At 62.9% G+C, this 16,509-nt stretch carries 19 protein-coding genes; 7 read left to right on the top strand and 12 right to left on the bottom strand.

The window, feature by feature from the left end; genetic code table 11:
• A partial coding sequence (locus ABYV89_RS06385) for a formate--tetrahydrofolate ligase (protein WP_432822110.1) occupies nucleotides 1-224 on the top strand: 224 nt, incomplete at its 5' end.
• 13 nt (nucleotides 225-237) lie between these two features.
• Here the strand turns inward: ABYV89_RS06385 and ABYV89_RS06380 are convergent.
• The 10 genes from ABYV89_RS06380 to ABYV89_RS06335 form a co-directional block, all read right to left on the bottom strand.
• Nucleotides 238-681, bottom strand: a complete 444-nt coding sequence (locus ABYV89_RS06380; RefSeq protein ID WP_432822109.1) for a tetratricopeptide repeat protein — start codon at nucleotides 679-681, stop codon at nucleotides 238-240.
• Between the two features lie 117 nt (nucleotides 682-798).
• Nucleotides 799-2,103, bottom strand: a complete 1,305-nt coding sequence (locus ABYV89_RS06375; RefSeq protein WP_432822108.1) for a hypothetical protein — start codon at nucleotides 2,101-2,103, stop codon at nucleotides 799-801.
• A gap of 132 nt (nucleotides 2,104-2,235) precedes the next feature.
• The gene (locus ABYV89_RS06370; protein WP_432822107.1) at nucleotides 2,236-2,946 is read right to left on the bottom strand and encodes an N-formylglutamate amidohydrolase; all 711 of its coding nucleotides are present in this window, start codon (nucleotides 2,944-2,946) and stop codon (nucleotides 2,236-2,238) included.
• On the bottom strand, nucleotides 2,939-4,174 hold the full coding sequence (locus tag ABYV89_RS06365) for a carboxylate-amine ligase (RefSeq protein WP_432822106.1): 1,236 nt from the start codon (nucleotides 4,172-4,174) through the stop codon (nucleotides 2,939-2,941). Before ABYV89_RS06365 ends, ABYV89_RS06370 begins: the two co-directional genes overlap by 8 nt.
• Nucleotides 4,171-5,664, bottom strand: a complete 1,494-nt coding sequence (locus ABYV89_RS06360; RefSeq protein WP_432822105.1) for a RimK family protein — start codon at nucleotides 5,662-5,664, stop codon at nucleotides 4,171-4,173. The genes ABYV89_RS06365 and ABYV89_RS06360 overlap by 4 nt, the downstream gene beginning before the upstream one ends.
• Nucleotides 5,624-6,370 carry a hypothetical protein gene (locus tag ABYV89_RS06355; RefSeq protein ID WP_432822104.1) on the bottom strand — a complete coding sequence of 249 codons (747 nt, stop codon included), beginning with the start codon at nucleotides 6,368-6,370 and terminating at the stop codon, nucleotides 5,624-5,626. Before ABYV89_RS06355 ends, ABYV89_RS06360 begins: the two co-directional genes overlap by 41 nt.
• A gap of 201 nt (nucleotides 6,371-6,571) precedes the next feature.
• Nucleotides 6,572-7,687: an LbtU family siderophore porin gene (locus ABYV89_RS06350; RefSeq protein WP_432822103.1), complete on the bottom strand. Its 1,116-nt coding sequence runs from the start codon at nucleotides 7,685-7,687 to the stop codon at nucleotides 6,572-6,574.
• A 48-nt stretch (nucleotides 7,688-7,735) separates the two neighbouring features.
• Nucleotides 7,736-7,894, bottom strand: a complete 159-nt coding sequence (locus tag ABYV89_RS06345) for a hypothetical protein (RefSeq protein ID WP_432822102.1) — start codon at nucleotides 7,892-7,894, stop codon at nucleotides 7,736-7,738.
• Nucleotides 7,895-7,912: 18 nt separating this feature from the next.
• Nucleotides 7,913-9,757 carry a ferrous iron transport protein B gene (gene feoB, locus ABYV89_RS06340; protein ID WP_432822101.1) on the bottom strand — a complete coding sequence of 615 codons (1,845 nt, stop codon included), beginning with the start codon at nucleotides 9,755-9,757 and terminating at the stop codon, nucleotides 7,913-7,915.
• A 41-nt stretch (nucleotides 9,758-9,798) separates the two neighbouring features.
• Nucleotides 9,799-10,014 carry a FeoA family protein gene (locus tag ABYV89_RS06335; protein WP_432822100.1) on the bottom strand — a complete coding sequence of 72 codons (216 nt, stop codon included), beginning with the start codon at nucleotides 10,012-10,014 and terminating at the stop codon, nucleotides 9,799-9,801.
• A gap of 174 nt (nucleotides 10,015-10,188) precedes the next feature.
• On the opposite strand from ABYV89_RS06335, the gene ABYV89_RS06330 reads away from it, so the two are divergent.
• The 3 genes from ABYV89_RS06330 to ABYV89_RS06320 all read left to right on the top strand — a co-directional run bounded on the left by ABYV89_RS06330 (nucleotide 10,189) and on the right by ABYV89_RS06320 (nucleotide 12,552).
• Complete coding sequence (locus tag ABYV89_RS06330) at nucleotides 10,189-10,368, top strand: SAP domain-containing protein (RefSeq protein ID WP_432822099.1); 180 nt, start codon at nucleotides 10,189-10,191, stop codon at nucleotides 10,366-10,368.
• 104 nt (nucleotides 10,369-10,472) lie between these two features.
• A complete protein-coding gene (gene pgi / locus ABYV89_RS06325; RefSeq protein ID WP_432822098.1) occupies nucleotides 10,473-12,125 on the top strand; it encodes a glucose-6-phosphate isomerase in 1,653 nt (550 codons plus the stop codon).
• A gap of 103 nt (nucleotides 12,126-12,228) precedes the next feature.
• Complete coding sequence (locus tag ABYV89_RS06320; RefSeq protein ID WP_432822097.1) at nucleotides 12,229-12,552, top strand: cytochrome c3 family protein; 324 nt, start codon at nucleotides 12,229-12,231, stop codon at nucleotides 12,550-12,552.
• 159 nt (nucleotides 12,553-12,711) lie between these two features.
• Here ABYV89_RS06320 and ABYV89_RS06315 read toward each other — a convergent pair whose 3' ends face one another.
• Entirely contained in the window at nucleotides 12,712-13,539 is an 828-nt protein-coding gene (locus tag ABYV89_RS06315) for a CvfB family protein (RefSeq protein WP_432822096.1), read from the bottom strand.
• A gap of 144 nt (nucleotides 13,540-13,683) precedes the next feature.
• Nucleotides 13,684-14,013, bottom strand: a complete 330-nt coding sequence (locus tag ABYV89_RS06310; protein ID WP_432822095.1) for a pyrimidine/purine nucleoside phosphorylase — start codon at nucleotides 14,011-14,013, stop codon at nucleotides 13,684-13,686.
• Between the two features lie 169 nt (nucleotides 14,014-14,182).
• Between ABYV89_RS06310 and serB the strand changes: the two genes are divergently transcribed.
• The 3 genes from serB to ABYV89_RS06295 all read left to right on the top strand — a co-directional run.
• On the top strand, nucleotides 14,183-15,379 hold the full coding sequence (gene serB, locus ABYV89_RS06305) for a phosphoserine phosphatase SerB (protein WP_432822094.1): 1,197 nt from the start codon (nucleotides 14,183-14,185) through the stop codon (nucleotides 15,377-15,379).
• On the top strand, nucleotides 15,376-16,068 hold the full coding sequence (sfsA, locus tag ABYV89_RS06300; protein ID WP_432822093.1) for a DNA/RNA nuclease SfsA: 693 nt from the start codon (nucleotides 15,376-15,378) through the stop codon (nucleotides 16,066-16,068). The genes serB and sfsA overlap by 4 nt, the downstream gene beginning before the upstream one ends.
• A 165-nt stretch (nucleotides 16,069-16,233) precedes the next feature.
• The coding region (locus ABYV89_RS06295; RefSeq protein WP_432822092.1) for a nucleotidyltransferase family protein at nucleotides 16,234-16,509 on the top strand (276 nt) is incomplete at its 3' end.

Genomic DNA, 16,509 nt, shown 5'->3' with positions numbered 1-16,509 from the left:
CGGTATGCGTGACCAAGGCACCCAGTTCCCTTTCCGACGACCCGGCGCTGCGCGGTCGGCCGCGTCATTTCGATGTCACAGTCAGGGGGATCGAAATCAGCTCCGGGGCCGGGTTCCTGGTGGTGCTGACCGGGGACATCATGCGTATGCCCGGGCTGCCGAAAGCGCCTGCGGCCCAGCGTATCGATGTGAATGCCGATGATGTTATCGAAGGATTGGGGTAAGCAGGGCGGCGGGTCAGCGCAGTCCCAGGCGCGCAAAAAATTTCCCGCCTAATTTATTCAGCGGATGGTCGCGGGACAGTTGCACGAATAGAGGGGGTTTGCGGATGCCGAGCTGCTTCAGTTCGGCGACGATCTGCTGGTTCCCCGGCTGCTTGAGGCCCATCTGCAGGATTTTGATCGCCCTGAGGCGGTGCCCGGCCAGCCTCTGCACCCGGGCCAGGTTGAGATAATGCAGCGGGACGTTTGGTTCCTGGTGGATGGCCTCGAGGCACAGGGACGAAGCCTTCTGCAGCTGCCCATGCTCCTTGGCGATGCAAAAACCGAGGCAGGACAGGACGGTCGGGGTTCGCCTGATGCGGGCGGCATTTTCAAAGTGCATCATCGCCAGCAGGGTGTTCTCCTGCTCGATAGCGGTCAGGCCCTGGGCGACGAGCAGATCCAGTTCGTCAGCGGCCATACTTTCCCCATTGAAGAGTCTTTTCGGTGGCGGAAGTATTTAGACTTTACAATGTTTGCATCAATCGGCAACCGACGTTGGCACTATTTCGATTATACTTCGTAAGTGCCTGATAAATCAGAGGACGCTGGCGTCGAGCGAGTCGGTGATGGCCAGTTCCCGCATTTTCAGGGCGATGCGGCGGCGCACCGCGGTGGGGATTTCGACGTGCAGGCACCGGGCCTGCGGGTTCAGCCTGCGCGCTTCGATGCGCTGGTGGGCGTTGGCGCCGGCGCCGGGGAGCCAGCGCAGGTCTTCGGCGGGAAGAAAGGTTCGCTCTTCGCCGGCCAGCAGGCTTTTGGTCTCCTGGTGCGGGTCGAAGGTGCGGCCGAGCATCTGCAGGCCGCCGAGCAGGGCAAACTGGTAGCCCTGGTGCGGGGCGCTGCAGAACTGCACGTAAATCTCTTCGGAGAGATCGCGCAGCATGGCCAGGCCGCGGCGCAGCCGCGGGTCGGGGCGGAGGTGGATGATGCCGCCGTTCTCCTGCACCTCCCCCAGCGAGGCGAGAGTCGGATAGGGGGGGAGCCCGCCGAGCCCGACGATCAGCCGGTAATCGTCGCTGCGGGTGCCGACGCAGCCGTGGATATCGATCACCAGCTCCGGTGCCGGCCCGCCCAGAATCCTCAGGTAGCGGCCGAAACCCTCTTCCAGCTTATAGCAGAGCGGGTGCCCCTTGGCGTTGACGTAGGGATAAATGACGTCGATGTTGCTCGGGTTGAGCGGTACCCCCCACCCCTTGAGTTTCGCCAGGTTCTCGTCGGTCAGCGGTTCCCGGCCGGAAAATCCCAGGTTGATCATCGCCGCGTCCCCCTTGCCGGCGCGCAGAAAGAAGAGCGCCACATCCAGGGTATGCGGGTCGTAGGGACCGTGGCTGGCCGTGAGCAGCGGCAGCGCCGGGTCGCGTTCTCCTGCGCGGCGCAGCAGCAGCACGCCGCCGGCGGGGTCGGGCAGGAAGCGGGCCTCGAAGTCGGCCGGGGACATGCAGCGGTGCCAGCCGGTTTCGCTGGTCGGCACCTTGCCGAAAAAGCGGCCCAGGGTGTGTTCGCGCCAGCTGGCGACGAAGCGCAGCACCCGGTCGGGCAGCCGGTAGTAGACCGAATAATGGGGAGCGTCGAGGTAGACGCGGATGCCGAGCTTCTGCAGCAGGTCGCGGTTGTAGTTGTTCTGGGTGGTTTTCAGCAGCCGCCCGGTGATTTCCTCCATGGCGGCGAACTGTGCTGCGGTGGGGTGCTCATCGAGGAGTTCCACCCGTTTCAGATGACGATAGTCCTCGCGGCCGATTTCCACCTCGAGGCGGTTGAGGTGGCGCTTGAAGGGCGACTCGTAATCGACGGTGAAGTTGCTGATGAACAGTTTCGGGATTTCTGGTCGGCGCTCGGGCATGACGCTATCCTTCCGTTTTGTTCATGATAGCGGTCTGGCGCAGATAAGGCAATGGGCGGGATTTCGGGCCCGCGAAGAAGGTGCCGAGCAGAATGGCCGGGTAGCCGAAATTTTACAGCGGGTATACGGGATTCATGGGGGGGCAAGCCGTTCCCTGAGGCTTTCGACGAGTACCGATTTAACCTTTTCCCAGGTGGCTCCGTCCCGGGTGGGGATGCGCTGGTTGATTTCCAGTTCGATGGCCAGGTAGTCGCTGGCGTCGAAGCGCCGCCGCAGGGTCTTGCCGAGGCTGTCGGCCGCCCCCCGGTAGGGGTAGTTGCGGCGAATGCGCAGTTGCGGGGCGGAGGCTGCCAGCTCTTTCTGCCAGAGCAGGCAGAAGCTTTTTTCCAGCGGCCTCGCCGGGTCGTAAAGCAGGCCGATGTCGGCGTTGCGAAGCTGGCCGTGCAGCTCGGGGGTAAAGGAGTGGACGGCGATGTGCACCACCCGGCGGCCCTTCTCGACGAGTTTGGCCGCCTGCATTTCGACGGCCTGCCGATAGGGCCGGTAGTGCCGGCGCAGGATGCCTTCTTTCTCGGTGCGGGACAAATCGCGGGTGATGAACGAGAAGAGAGCCGGATGTGTCGGCGAGCGGTTGAGATCGACCAGCAGCCGGGTGACCTCGGCGATTTCGATCGGTGCGGCGAGCTCCCGGGCCAGTTGTCTTGCCAGGGGCAGGATGCCGATATCGTAGCCGCGGTGGGTCTGCAGCAGGGCGGTGTGGCCCTCGAACAGGGCGCGGTACGGGTCGGGGACCAGGTTGCCGCCATGTTCGCAGCTGAGCAGCAGAGCCATGGAGTCAGCCAAGGAACATCCTCCCTTCGGCGAGGCAGTCGCACAGCTCGCGGTAGACCTCGGTCTGGCGGGCACGGTCCGGGGCGCTGCCCAGTCCCCGCAGCAGGCGGCGCGACAGGGGGCCGTGCTCGAAGATGACCCGCAGCGGCGCCGGCAGCGCCGCCTCGCCGGTGAAGAGCTGCTGCGCCAGGTGCTGCCAGAGGTCGCCGGCGCTGGCCCGCTCGCCGGGAAAGCCGAAGACGGCCAGGTAGGCGGGATCGGTGATGATCGCCTGCTCGCCCCGGTGGACGGTTTCCACAAAAAGATCGGCCAGCGGCGAGACGGCCCAGGCCATCTGCTGCTCGACCCCCTGCCAGCGTTCGCTGGTCAGCGCCTTGAGGGCTTCGGCGATCAGGGTGGCGATGGCCAGGTCGGCGGCCGGGCACTCCTGCACGTCGAGCACGCGGATTTCGATGGCGTCCCGCTCGAAGCGGGCGATCGCCCCCCGCGAGTTGAGCCACTCGTCCTGCAGGATGCCGCTGGGGTCATGCGGGGCGATGGCCCGGTACATCGGCTGCAGAATCTCGCTGAAATAACCGGTGCGGGTAAAGGCGGGCTCGGGGATGACCTGGCCGGCTATTTCGGGGATCCGTTTCTGGTTGTTGCGGTAGACCTCGAGGCGGCTGTCGAGCACCCCGCTTACGCGGCCGTCGAGCATCGGCGAGCTGGCCGCTAAGGCCGGCAGGATCGGCAGCAGCAGGCGGATGGCCGCGTGCAGCGGGCCGAATTCGTCGTCCCCCTGGAAGGGCAGGTTGATGTGGGCGCTCTGCAGGTTGGCCCAGCCGTGCCCCTGGCAGCCGAAGATCCGGTTGTAGCTGTCATAGATCGGGCTGTTCTCGTGGGGCCAGAGCCAGGTTTCTGCGTGCGGGTCCATCCACGGGTGCATCGCCGAGGGCATCAGCCGGCCGCCGAACCTTTGCAGGTGGCGGTTGACGGCGTTCACCCCGGCCTGAAACGGCTCGGCCAGATCGCTGAGGGTGGCGGCCGGGCCGTTGGTCTTCAGCTCGATGACATGCAGCACCAGTTCATTGGACCAGCGCAGCGGGCCGACCTCGACCTCGCTGGCCAGTTCCCCGGCCTGGGCCGCCAGCACCCGATCGGCGGCCGGCAGCACCGACAGGCTGCCGGCGTCGACGATCATGTATTCCAGTTCGATGCCGTACCCCTCGAACAGGTGCAGGCGGCGTGGCTCTTCACTCATGCGCCGACCCTCCCTTTTTTCTTGTCGACCCGCCCCATCAGCACCTGCATGACCCGTTGATACAGTTCATCCTTGAGAAACTGGTCTTCGATGCCGCCGTCGATATTCGGGTTGTCGTTGACCTCGATGACGTAGGCCTTGCGGCCCAGCTGTTTCAGGTCGACGCCGTAGAGGCTGTTGCCGATCAGGTTGGCGGCCTTTACGGCGGCCCGGATGACCTGCGTGGGCACCGTTTCGAGGGGGAGGGTCTCGAAATCGCCCTCGTCGTTTTTGCTGCCGCTGCTGTCCCGTTTGAGAATCTGCCAGTGCTGCTTGGCCATGTAGTACTTGCAGGCAAAGAGCGGCTGGCGGTCGAGAATGCCGATGCGCCAGTCGTAATCGGTCGGCATGAATTCCTGGGCGATGATCAGTTCCGATTTCTGCAGCAGGGCCTGCACCGCCTTGCGGTAGTCGGCCGGGGTCTCGACTTTGACCACCCCTTGCGAAAAGGAACTGTCCGGCTGCTTGAGGATGCAGGGAAGACCGAGCTCCTGCAGCACCGTCTCGTGGTTGCCGCGATGGATGATGCGGGTGCGCGGGGCGGCGATGCCGTGGCGTTCGAACAGCTCGGCGAGAAAGACCTTGTTGGTGCACTTGAGGATCGAGTCGGGGTCGTCCATCACCACCAGCCCTTCGGCTTCGGCCCGGCGGGCGAAGCGGTAGGTGTGGTGGTTGACGTTGGTGGTGGTGCGGATGAAGAGGGCGTCGAACTCGGCCAGTCGGCCGAAATCCTCGCGACCGATCATGTCGACGCTGAAGCCGATCTTTTCGCCGGCGCGGACGAAACGCCTGAGCGCCTGGGCATCGGAAGGCGGTTCCGCCTCCTGCCCATCCACCAGAATCGCCAGGTCGTAACGGCCGGCCGGTTTGCGGCTGCCTCGATGGCGAGGGCTGCGGAAAAAATCCTCTGCCATCGCCACGGCGAATTCCCGGTGGTCTGCCGGGATGTCGCTGCCCGCCAGCGGCGAGATGTTCTGCAGCTGCCATTTGCCGTTTTTCTCGCTGTGCACGAACTGGGCTCGCAAAAACGGGGCCTGAAACATGCGAAACAGGTGCTGGCTCAGCGTGTCGTAGCGCTTGGCCAGGTTGTGGCCGAAATAGATGCTCAAGATGAATTCCCGCGAGCGGATCGGCCGCAGGCTGCGCTGCATCAGGCGGTCCAGATCGTCGGAGACATGGCGGATGATGTGGTGGGATTTGAGGTCCTGCATCGCCGTCACCCCCGGCAGGGGCCGGTGGCCGCGGGCGGCGGCCAGCAGCGAAACGTAGTAGCCCAGGCTCTGGTAGCGGTAGGACTTGCAGAGGTTGAAGACCTTGGCGCCGCGCATGGCCATAAACCGGGGTTCGGCGAGATAGGTGCGGGCCGCGACCAGCTCGACTCCCTCGATATTCAGAGGCCAGGCGGCCGGGTCATCGACAATGGCCAGGATGCTTTTTTCCGGAGTCGTCATGTTTTTTTCCTGGTTGAATGACCAGCAGGTTGGCGTCGTAGGTGAGCACCCCCAGCAGGATGGAGCAGAGCACCCGGTCGATGCCGACTTCGTAGATCTGGCTGGCCGCCACCGGGTTGGGCAGCAGCGGGTCGGCTACCCGGATGCTGCGCGATTCCTTGTCGTAGCCGCACAGCACCACGAAATGCCCCGACGGCTCGCCGCGCACGTCGTCGTAGTCGCATTTGGGGCCAAATTCACGCGGGGTGCGGTAGAGGTAGGTCGCGCTCAGGCCGGTGATCACCGGGACTTCTTGTTTGAGGTAGCGGCGCATCAGGCTGTGGGTGAGATCCTCGAACTTGAGTTCGCCGCCGAGTTCGAGGAATCTCAGGTAGGCTTCGCTGGCAACATGCAGCTTGGGGTCGTTTTTGGCCGCCATCTGCGCCCGCAGCCGCTGACCGATATCCGGCCCGCCAGGCAGCAGCCAGGATGGGTCGAAGAGCTGCAGCTTGTAGGTGTAGATGCGGGCCCGGTAGCCCCGCTGCAGGGCGTGACAGGCCAGCAGCACCGCCAGGGTTCCCCCCGCCTCCAGCATGGTCACTTCATCGATCAGCCGCGGCAGCGGCATGTGGTCGCCGTAGTAGTTGTACACCGAATGCAGGCAGGTCGGCCCGCAGGTCGTATCGTTGGGTTGAGGCAGGATGGAGAAGGGGAGGTGGATCTGCATGGCGGTCCTGACTCCGTGGAAGACTTGGCGGCAACGAAAACGCGTCCTCTTCAAATCTAACAGGAAATCCGGACAATTAAAGCGGTGAACCGGCAGACACCTACTCTGTCGGCCCGGTTGAGTTGAACCGGAGGACGTCGCCAATCCTGGGCCCCGACTGAAGGCGGGGCCCAGGCTGTTTTGTGTCTCGGGGAGGCTATCTCAGAATTCGATTGCCAGCTGGGAGCTGACCAGGTCACGGGTCTGCATCGGGCTGTCGGCAGCGTCGAGGGCGGCGAAGCGGCGGTCGTATTCGCCCCGCAGGTATTCGAGCGACAGGCTGACATGCGGGTACGGGCTCCAGGAGATGGCGGCGCCGTACTGGGTTTCGGGCGTTTCTGCCAACTCGCGGCTTCCTTCCAGGCGCAGCGCGATTTCAACGGTTTCGCTCAGGTCGGTGGCCGCTTCCAAATTCCAGGCCAGGGGGCGGTCCCCTTTCCCGTTGCCGTCGGCATCGAGGTCGGCGGCGGCAAAGCGGCGATCGGCCCCGAGGATTTCTCCCGAGAGCTTCAAGGGGCCGGTGACCCCCTCGGCGTAAGCGCTCCAGCCGCCGACACGTTTCCGGTAGTCATCGGCCAGCTGAGCATCGCTGTCGGCCAGGTCGGAGAGATAGCTGACGCCGAATTCCATATTTTCATGCGGGGTCAGGCTCAGGCTGAGCCCGAAATCGTCGAGGTGGTTTTCGCCGCCGTCCCGGTCGGCCTGGCCGTTAAAGGCAAAGGCCGAAAGGCTCCAGCTGCCGCCGTCGTAGCCGGCCAGCAGGGCGGTCTCGCGGGTTTCCCCCAGCTCCAGGGTCAGCGGGTCGTTGATGAAGTGGCTGTGGAAATGGCCGAAGGGCAGGTATTGCCGCCCGATGCGTCCGCTCCAGGCCCCTGAGCCGAGGTTGACAGCGGCTTCGTCGACGACGACCCGGTCGTCGCCTTCTTCATCTTCTTCGAAGAGCAGAATCAGGTCACCGCCGATAGACTCGTTCACTGCGATTCCCAGTCCCAGCTGGGCGGTGGCCAGGATCAGGTCGCTGGTCGAGTCGGTGTTGCCGTTTTTGAAACGCTGCCGCTCGGTCGCGGCTTCGACTTCGAGCAGGCCGGAGATGCTCAGATGGTCGCTGATCCAGGTGCTGCGGCCGGCGTCTTTCTTTTCGGCCAGGTCGTGGTACAGCTCGGCATTCCTTTGCTCCAGAATTTCAACCCGCTTTTTCAGGGCAACCATTTCATCGGCATCCGCCGCCAGGGCCAGGCCGGGGATGAACAAGGATATGAGGGCAATCAGGTAATGCATGGGTCAGGTACTCCGTCGGTTGTTATCTAGAATAGGGGCGATGCTTGATCAGTCGCACTTGCAGGCGCCGCAGCCGCGGCAGCCTGAGCCGGAATCGATCTCGCGCTGACAGCGGGGGCAGTTGCTCCAGTGGGCTCCGGTGAGGTCGCAGCCGCAATCGGGACAGTTTTTCAGCGGGCCATGGTGAGCTTTTTTCTGCTTGAACATGCGGTGTCTCCTTGCTGATTACAGTACGAACTGGGCGAGGATGCCGCCGACGCTGAAGGCCAGCACCCAGGCGCCGGCCCACACGGTGAGGGCCTCGCGGGTACCGCGTTCCTTGAACAGGATCATCAGGCTGGCGATGCAGGGGACGAACAGCGTGATCACCACCAGGGCGACCACCACCTGCCAGGGATTGAGGGCCAGTTCGGTGAGTCCGGCGGCGCCGAAGTCGCGGCGCACCATCCCCATGACGAAGGCGGTGGACGCTTCTTCCGGCAGATGCAGCCAGCCGCGGGTCAGCGGCGCCACCAGCCGCTGCCAGCCGTCGAGGCCGCCGGAAACCTGCAGCAGCGATACCCCGAGGGCGCCGGCGATGAACCAGACGTAGGCTTCCTTCATGAAGAAATAGGTGCGCACACCGGTTTTGCGCAGCACGTTGCCGATCCGCGGCAGGCGCATCGGCGGCAGGTCGATGAGCAAAGCCGAGCTCTGGCCGGGAATCATCCGGTTGAGGATGGTGCCGAGGATCGCCAGGCAGGCGAAGATCACCGCCGCGTAGGCCAGCGCCAGCTTGATCCCTACCGCGGCGAGCATGCCGAAAATCACCCCGAGCTGGGCGCTGCAGGGAATGACGAAGTTGAGGATCGCGGTGGCGATGGTCCGTTCCCGGTTGCTGCCGAGAATGCGGGTGGTGATGGTGCCGAGCTGGACGCAGCCGAAGCCGAGGATCACCGGGATGACCGCCCGGCCGTTGAGGCCGATGGTCGTCATCATGCGGTCGACCAGGGTCGCCAGGCGCGGCAGGTAGCCGGAGTCTTCGAGGATCGACAGGGCGACGTAGAAACCGAGCACCAGCGGCAGCAGCAGGCCGAGCAGATAGGTGACGGTCATGGTCAGCACGCCGAATTCGCCGATCAGGATCTGGCCGAGCACCGAGCTTTCGGCGATGTGGCCACCGACCAGGCCGCGGATCCAGGGCTCCCAGAGCCCCTGCATGATCGTCTCCTCGGTCAGGCCGACGATGTCGCCGGCGACCCAGACTCCGATCAGTTCATAGCATCCCCAGAGCACCGCCAGCAGGATCGGCACTCCGGTCAGCGGGTCGAGGCAGAGCCGCCCCAGCAGATCGCGGAAGCGGGCGGTTTTTTCCGGTCGGGTCACCGTCTGCTCGACAATCGCGTTGGCTTGCTGGCGCCGCAGCAGGTAGATCCGTTCCCGCTCGCCCAGCGGTTCGACGCCGTGCCGCTTGGCCACGGTCCAGTCTCCTTCAAGCACCAGCAGTGCCTCGGGGCGCGAGTCGATGCGGTCGAGCAGCTTGAGAACTTCTTTTTCCACCTCGGGATGAGCCTTGCCGGGGCGGGCCTGGGGCAATGCGGCGCAGACTTCGTGAATCCCCTTGTTGTTGACCGCAGAGGTGGGGATGACCGGCACACCGAGGGCTTCCTCCAGGGCGCGGACGTCGACTTTGACGCCCAGGGTTTCGGCCTCGTCGCAGAAATTGAGGGCCACCACCATCGGGATGCCCATGTCCACCACCTGCAGGGTCAAAAAGAGGTCCCGCTCCAGGTGGGTGGCGTCAACCACGTTGACCACCACGTCTGCCGACAAGATTACGTCACGCGCCACCCGTTCCTCATCGTTGAAGGATGAGACTCCGTAGACGCCGGGGGTGTCGAACAGGGCGTTATCGCCGACCCTGCCGCGGGTGATCTCCACCGTGGTGCCGGGAAAGTTGGAGACGTCGACATAGATCCCGCTCCAGGATCCAAAAAAAATCGACTTGCCGACGTTGGGGTTGCCGACCAGTACGATCTTTTTCTTGTCTTCGACCTCCTGCAGCACAGGGGCGCAGCTCGAATGATTCATGGGTAAAACTCCTGGTGTTGTCGTGGGGGCTGCAGAAACGATCAGCCCTGAACCTTGATCTGTTCGGCGAGCTGGCGGCCGAGGGCGATTTCCTGGCCGCCGAAGCGCAGGACGACGGGGCCGAAGGGGAGCTTGGCGTGGCATAGCACGCGGCTGCCGGTGGCGATTCCGAAGCGCAGCAGTTGAGCGCGCAGGGTTTCATCGGGGATGAGGGCGACGGTTGCGGCCTGGCCGCGGCGAAGTTCACTCAGGCACATTTTGTCCTCCTTGGTTGGCTGAACTTGAAAACGGTTTTCAATTTAATGTATTCCCGTTTCGCCGTCAACAGGAAAATGATATTTATTTTCAAAATGAAGGCGGGTGGTGTTTTGGGTTTGCAAAAACATTGGGTCGTGATAATTTTATTTAGCCAATTTTACGGGAGGTTATTTATGAAGATGGAAGAGATCAAGGCCGTTGCCAGGGTGCGCGGCGTCAAGTCCGGGCGTATGAAGAAGGCGGAACTGGTTCGGGCCATACAGCAGGCGGAGGGGAATAACCAGTGTTTCGTTACCGGGCAGGCCGACCGTTGCGGGCAGTACGAGTGCCTGTGGCGGGAAGATTGCGATTGATCCCGGCATTTTAGCCTTGCCTTCGGCGATAGGCTCTGGCAGTTTTGAAGAACCTTTATAAGTTCTTTATTCATGCAAACTTCTCTGACTCATGAGGGAGAACGATGGCCAGACCGACCGACCTGCCCGCCTGGGAAGCCCTGCAGAACCATTATCGGGAAATTGCCGACCTGCCTATGCGGGAGATGTTTGATCGCGAGCCCGACCGGTTTGCGAAATTCTCCCTGCGCTGGGACGATTTTCTCTTTGATTATTCCAAGAACCGGATCACTGCCGAGACCCTGCCGCTGCTTCTCGACCTGGCCCAGCAGGCCGGTCTCGGTGCCCGCATCGAGGCGATGTTCGGCGGTGCGCGGATCAATCAGACCGAAGGCCGGGCGGTGCTGCATGTGGCCCTGCGCAATCGCGGCGGCCAGCCGATCTTTGTCGACGGCGTCGATGTCATGCCGGGGGTGCTGGCGGTTCTGGCCAAGATGCGCGCCTTCAGCGAGGCGGTTCGTTGCGGCCGCTGGCGTGGCTTTACCGGGAAGGCCATCACCGACGTGGTCAACATCGGCATCGGCGGTTCGGACCTCGGGCCGCTGATGGTCTGCGAGGCGCTCAAGCATTATGGCAAGGAGGGTCTGGCGGTTCATTTCGTCTCCAACGTCGACGCCACCCACCTGGTCGAAACACTCAAGCGGCTTGATCCGGCCACCACCCTCTTCATCGTCGCCTCGAAAACCTTCACCACCCAGGAGACTTTGACCAACGCCTGGTCGGCCCGCAACTGGCTGGTTGAGGCCCTTGGCAGCGAGGCGGCGGTGGCCCGGCATTTCGTCGCCCTGTCGACCAATGCCGAGTCGGTGCAGGCCTTCGGCATCGACCCGGACAACATGTTCGAGTTCTGGGATTGGGTCGGCGGTCGCTACTCTCTCTGGTCGGCCATCGGCCTCTCCATCGCCCTGGCGGTCGGCATGGACCGCTTTGAAGAACTGCTCGACGGAGCCTTCGCTGTCGACGAGCATTTCCGCACGGAGTCCCTGGGCGAAAACATCCCGGTCCTCATGGCCCTGCTGGGGGTCTGGTACGGCAATTTCTTCGGGGCCGAATCCCACGCGGTCCTTCCTTACGAGCAGTACCTGTCACGCTTCCCGGCCTACCTGCAGCAGGGGGACATGGAGAGTAACGGCAAGCGGGTGACCCTGACGGGCGAGCTGGTCGACTACGCTACCGGGCCGATCATCTGGGGTGAGCCGGGGACCAACGGCCAGCACGCCTTTTATCAGCTGATTCACCAGGGGACCCGGCTGGTCCCCTGCGATTTTATCGCCGGGGCCTGCAGCCACAACCCCCTCGGCCAGCATCATCCTATCCTGTTGTCCAACTTCTTCGCTCAGACCGAAGCGCTGATGAAAGGGAAATCCGAGTCCGAGGCCCGGGTTGAACTGGAGCAGGCCGGACTGTCGGCGGCGGAGGTGGCAAAGCTGCTGCCGCACAAAATCTTTCCCGGCAACCGGCCGACCAACTCGATCGTGTACCGCAGCCTGACCCCGCGCACCCTCGGCGCGCTGATCGCCCTTTACGAGCACAAGATCTTCGTGCAGGGGGTGATCTGGAACGTCAACTCCTTCGACCAGTGGGGGGTGGAACTCGGCAAGCAGCTGGCGAAAGCGATCCTGCCCGAACTGGAAGGCGCTGGCGCGGTCTCGGGCCATGATTCTTCGACCCGTGGGCTGATAAATCATTGCAAGGAGTTACGCCGCTCCGAACGGTGAGCGACCGGCGTGCCAGCAGAGCTGTTGACGCGCTGGAGAGAAATTGCTAAAGTGTCGGATAAGCGTAATTTTTGGCGTTTTTAATGTTTTCGGCGGGGGTTGCATGAAACGAATCATTCTGGCTGTCCTGGCTCTTTTTCTGATGGCAGTCTGTGCCCAGGCTGTTGTCGATGAAGGCCCGAACATCGTGACTTTCCCGGGCAAGGGCAAGCTCGGCTCGGTAAGCTTCGATCACCTGGCCCATCATGAGCGGGGCGCCGAATGTGCGCTCTGTCATCATACCGGGGTGAACGAAGGCAACTGTGCCGATTGCCACGGATACGATCCCGAAGCTCCGCATATTCAGGATGCCCTTCACCTGCTCTGCATCGGCTGCCACAAGTATAAGAGCGGCCCGACGGAGTGCGAGGAGTGTCACGTGAATTAGTTTTCATCCGGAAACGGCTCTTTTCCCAATGAAAACTGCACTCGTTCCATCCATAGATTCCGGATGGAAACGAATTAGACCCTCTCGGATTGAAAACGGCAACGGCCGGGGCATATTGCCCCGGCCGTTGCCGTTTTCGGTCTCTGCGAATGCCAGTCTTTATTTGTCTCTGAGCCGGATGCCCGCTTCGGTCAGTTCGATCCGCTTGTCCTTGTACAGTCCCCCCACCGCTTTCTTGAACGATTTTTTGCTCATCGCCAGCGCTTCACGAATGGCTTCGGGGGAGCTCTGGTCGTTCAGATGAAGTTCGCCGGTTTTGGCCAGTGCCGCCAGGATCGCCTGCTTCGCTTCCTCCACGCCCTCGGCGCCGACCCGGCGCAGGGTGACGTCGATTTTGCCGTCTTCACGCACATGCTTGATGAAGCCGACCAGGCGGCTGCCGCGCTGCTGGCCGCTGCGCAGTTCGTCCCGGTAGATCAGGCCGCTGTAGAGGTCGTTGATGATCACCTTGACGCCGAGATCGGTGAAGGCCCAGATCATCAGGTTGACCTGGTCGCCATTTTTGAGATCGCCCGCCCCCGGTTCCAGGCACTGGTCGATGCGGGCGGTGCCGACGATCCGCCCCATATTGTCGAGGCAGAGCTTGACCAGGTATTTGCGGCCGAGCTGCATGCGCTCGGTCTGCTCGGAAAAGGGGACCAGCAAATCCTTGTCCAGGCCCCAGTCGAGAAACGCCCCCACCGTGCTGAGCTGGGCCACCTTGAGCAGGGCGAATTCGCCGACCTGGGCCAGCGGGGTGCGCAGGGTCGCGCTGAGCTTGCCGGCGCTGCCATGGTAGACGAAGACCTCCAGTCGGTCGCCGACTTTGCTGCCGGCGGAAAGTTCCCGGGACGGCAGCAGGACGTCCCCCTGCGGCGTCTGGAAGTGGGCGCCGTCATGATCGATTTCAGAGATTTTCAGGGTGTTGCGGCGGCCGACGTGCAGCATGGCGGACCTTTCACTTTTTGCCACAGAGATACGGAGGCACAGAGAAAAAACAGGGTTTATTGCTTGATCGAAAAAAATACTTTCTTTGTTGTTAATAAACTCTGTGTCCCTGAGACGCTATGGGCAATGCGTTTGGTTTGCTATTCAGCAGAACGAGCAGACGTACTCGGCGATACCTTCGGCGACTTCGATCTCGAAAAACGAGTTGCCCGGCACGTCGAACCAGGTGCCGGCGGAAAAACCGATCCAGTCGCCCGCACCGGCGATGCGCACCCGGCAGGAACCGGCGATGATTTCCATCTTCTCGGGGGCGCCGGTGTTGAACTTGAAGCTGCCGGGATAGATCAGGCCGAGGGTCTTGCGGCTGCCGTCGGCCTGGGTCAGGGCATGGCTGACCACCTTGCCGTTGAAGTAGAGGTTGGCTTTGCAGTCAACGGTGACACCGGCGAACTGCTCGGGGGCTTGGTAGCTCATGAAAGTCTCCTGGATGGTGATTGGTGTTCAACTTCGGCTGTGTTAGCACGCTGACTGTCTCCCTGCAAGAAATTTTTCCTGTAGCGGTGCCAGAATCAGCCGCCAGGGTTGCAGGGCTGCTCCGTTGCGAGTAAAATGCCGGGACTTTAATCACCTGAAAGGCTCGGCCATGGACCATAAAATGATTCTCCTTACCCTGATCGGACCGGACCGCACCGGCATCATCGCGGCCGTCACCGGACAGATTGCCGCCGCCGGCGCCCGCATCCGCGACATCGAGCAGACCGTCACCCACACCCTGCTGTCGCTGTCGGTGCTGATCGATTTCCCCACCGGCGAGAGCGACCAGAAACCGCTGATCAAGGAGCTGCTCTTTTTATCCAAGGAGCTGGGACTCGATCTCGACTTCCAGGTCATCGGTGAGGCCGAGTACCGGCGCAAGACCACTCGCCACGCCTACGTGGTGACCATCCTCGGCGGCGAGGTGAACGCTGCCGCCCTGGCGCGGGTCTCAGGCATCCTGGCCGATAACGCGGTCAACATCGAGCGGATCTCCAAGCTCACCCAGGGGCAGTTACGGTGTGTCGAATTTCTGATTACGACTCCACCCGACCTCGATGTGAAGTCGATGACCCGCACGCTGCTGCACGCCGGAGCCAGCCTCGGCGTCGACATCGCGGTGCAAAAGGAAAGTCTCTATCGCCGGGCCAAACGGCTGGTGGTGATGGACATGGACTCGACCCTGATCCAGGTCGAGGTTATCGACGAACTGGCCCGGGTCGCCGGGGTCGGCGAGCAGGTGGCCGCGATCACCGAGCGGGCCATGAACGGCGAGCTCGATTTTCAGGGATCGCTGCGCGAGCGGGTGGCCCTGCTCAAGGGACTGCGGGCCGACGCCCTCGAGCAGGTTTATCGCAACATCCCGCTGACCCCCGGCGCCCGCAACCTGGTGACCATCCTCAAGCGACTCGGTTACAAGACCGCGGTGATCTCCGGCGGCTTCAAATTCTTCACCGACCGGCTCAAGGACGACCTCGGCCTCGACTATGCCTACGCCAACCAGCTCGAGATCGTCGACGGGGTGGTCACCGGCGGGGTGGTCGGGCCGATTGTCGATGGCGCCCGCAAGGCCTGTCTGCTCGAGGAGATCGCCGAAAAAGAAGGGGTCACCCTCGACCAGGTCATCGCCATCGGCGACGGCGCCAACGACTTGCCGATGCTTGGGCGAGCCGGGCTGGGGATTGCCTTTAACGCCAAGGCGCGGGTTCGCGAGCAGGCCGATTTTCACATCAACCAGCAGAACCTCGATTCGATCCTCTACCTGCTGGGCCTGTCCGAACGGGAGATGGCGGAGATCGCCGGGTGAGGCTGCCAAGTCCCCTTATCGAAGGGCGCCTGCTGCGGCGGTACAAGCGTTTTTTCGCCGACATCGAGCTGGCTGACGGCAGCGTGGTTACCGCGCACACCCCCAATACCGGCAGCATGCTGCAGTGTGCCGTGTCCGGCCACCGGGTGCTGATCAGCCCGGCCGACAACCCGTCGCGCAAGCTGCGTTTTACCCTTGAACTGATCGAAGTTAACAGCCATTGGGTCGATACCCATACCCACCGCACCAACCGGGTGGTCGAAGAGGGGCTGCGCCAGGGCTGGATTGCCGAACTCGCCGGATTTGGCGTGACCCCCGAATTTCGCTATCACGACAGCCGCATCGACTTTCTGCTGGAAAACGAGAGCGAACGGGTGCTGGTCGAGGTCAAGAACGTCACCCTCTGCTGCCAGCCAAAGGTCGCCTGCTTTCCCGATGCCGTCACCAGCCGCGGCCAGAAGCACCTGCGGGAACTGCTGCGGGCGAAAGAGGAGGGCTTTCGGGCGGTGATCTTCTTCCTGGTCCAGCGCGCCGAGGCCGCCGCCTTCACTCCCGCCGACGCCATCGATCCCGACTACGGCCGTCTGCTGCGCGAAGTCACCGCCGCCGGGGTCGAGGCGCTGGCCTACAAGAGCGTCGTTACTCCCGAAGAAAACCGCGTCGGCGAGCGGATACCGGTACTTCTTTAAAGGCAAAGACGGCCTCTCGCCCGTTCGCTTCGCTCTCTCGAGTTCGCAGAGGGCACAGAGAAAAGCTTAATAATGATTTGGTTTGTCTCTCTCTGCGATCTCTGTGTGCTCTAGCGACTGCAAGGAGCGGGCGAGAGGCCGATTTTTATTTTTTGCAGGGGAACTATGCGCACGGTCGGTTTGATCACCGAATACAACCCGTTTCACAACGGCCATCTGCACCACCTGCGCGAAAGCCTGCGGGAGACCGGTGCCGAGGTGGCGGTGGCGGTGATGAGCGGGCATTTCCTGCAGCGCGGCGAGCTGGCCCTGGTCGATAAGTGGGTGCGGGCCGATATGGCACTTGCCGCCGGGGTCGACCTGGTGGTCGAGTTGCCTTTCCCCTGGGCCTGCAACAGCGCTCCCCAGTTCGCCCGGGGGGCGGTCCTGGCGCTGCAGGCG

The sequence above is a fragment of the Trichloromonas sp. genome (assembly GCF_041583255.1).
Lineage (GTDB): Bacteria > Desulfobacterota > Desulfuromonadia > Desulfuromonadales > Trichloromonadaceae > Trichloromonas.
Note: the sequence above shows the minus strand (reverse complement) of the source record. Positions and strands in the feature narration are given on the sequence as shown.

Bases quoted from the DNA above. Each gene is read 5' to 3' on its own strand.
- pgi (WP_432822098.1), top strand. From the start codon at position 10,473: ATGGCCAGACCGACCGACCTGCCCGCCTGGGAAGCCCTGCAGAACCAT.
- ABYV89_RS06375 (WP_432822108.1), bottom strand. From the start codon at position 2,103: ATGCCCGAGCGCCGACCAGAAATCCCGAAACTGTTCATCAGCAACTTC.
- ABYV89_RS06310 (WP_432822095.1), bottom strand. From the start codon at position 14,013: ATGAGCTACCAAGCCCCCGAGCAGTTCGCCGGTGTCACCGTTGACTGC.
- ABYV89_RS06350 (WP_432822103.1), bottom strand. From the start codon at position 7,687: ATGCATTACCTGATTGCCCTCATATCCTTGTTCATCCCCGGCCTGGCC.
- ABYV89_RS06315 (WP_432822096.1), bottom strand. From the start codon at position 13,539: ATGCTGCACGTCGGCCGCCGCAACACCCTGAAAATCTCTGAAATCGAT.
- ABYV89_RS06360 (WP_432822105.1), bottom strand. From the start codon at position 5,664: ATGACGACTCCGGAAAAAAGCATCCTGGCCATTGTCGATGACCCGGCC.
- ABYV89_RS06345 (WP_432822102.1), bottom strand. From the start codon at position 7,894: ATGTTCAAGCAGAAAAAAGCTCACCATGGCCCGCTGAAAAACTGTCCC.
- ABYV89_RS06330 (WP_432822099.1), top strand. From the start codon at position 10,189: ATGAAGATGGAAGAGATCAAGGCCGTTGCCAGGGTGCGCGGCGTCAAG.
- ABYV89_RS06335 (WP_432822100.1), bottom strand. From the start codon at position 10,014: ATGTGCCTGAGTGAACTTCGCCGCGGCCAGGCCGCAACCGTCGCCCTC.
- serB (WP_432822094.1), top strand. From the start codon at position 14,183: ATGGACCATAAAATGATTCTCCTTACCCTGATCGGACCGGACCGCACC.
- ABYV89_RS06355 (WP_432822104.1), bottom strand. From the start codon at position 6,370: ATGCAGATCCACCTCCCCTTCTCCATCCTGCCTCAACCCAACGATACG.
- ABYV89_RS06365 (WP_432822106.1), bottom strand. From the start codon at position 4,174: ATGAGTGAAGAGCCACGCCGCCTGCACCTGTTCGAGGGGTACGGCATC.
- ABYV89_RS06380 (WP_432822109.1), bottom strand. From the start codon at position 681: ATGGCCGCTGACGAACTGGATCTGCTCGTCGCCCAGGGCCTGACCGCT.
- ABYV89_RS06320 (WP_432822097.1), top strand. From the start codon at position 12,229: ATGAAACGAATCATTCTGGCTGTCCTGGCTCTTTTTCTGATGGCAGTC.
- feoB (WP_432822101.1), bottom strand. From the start codon at position 9,757: ATGAATCATTCGAGCTGCGCCCCTGTGCTGCAGGAGGTCGAAGACAAG.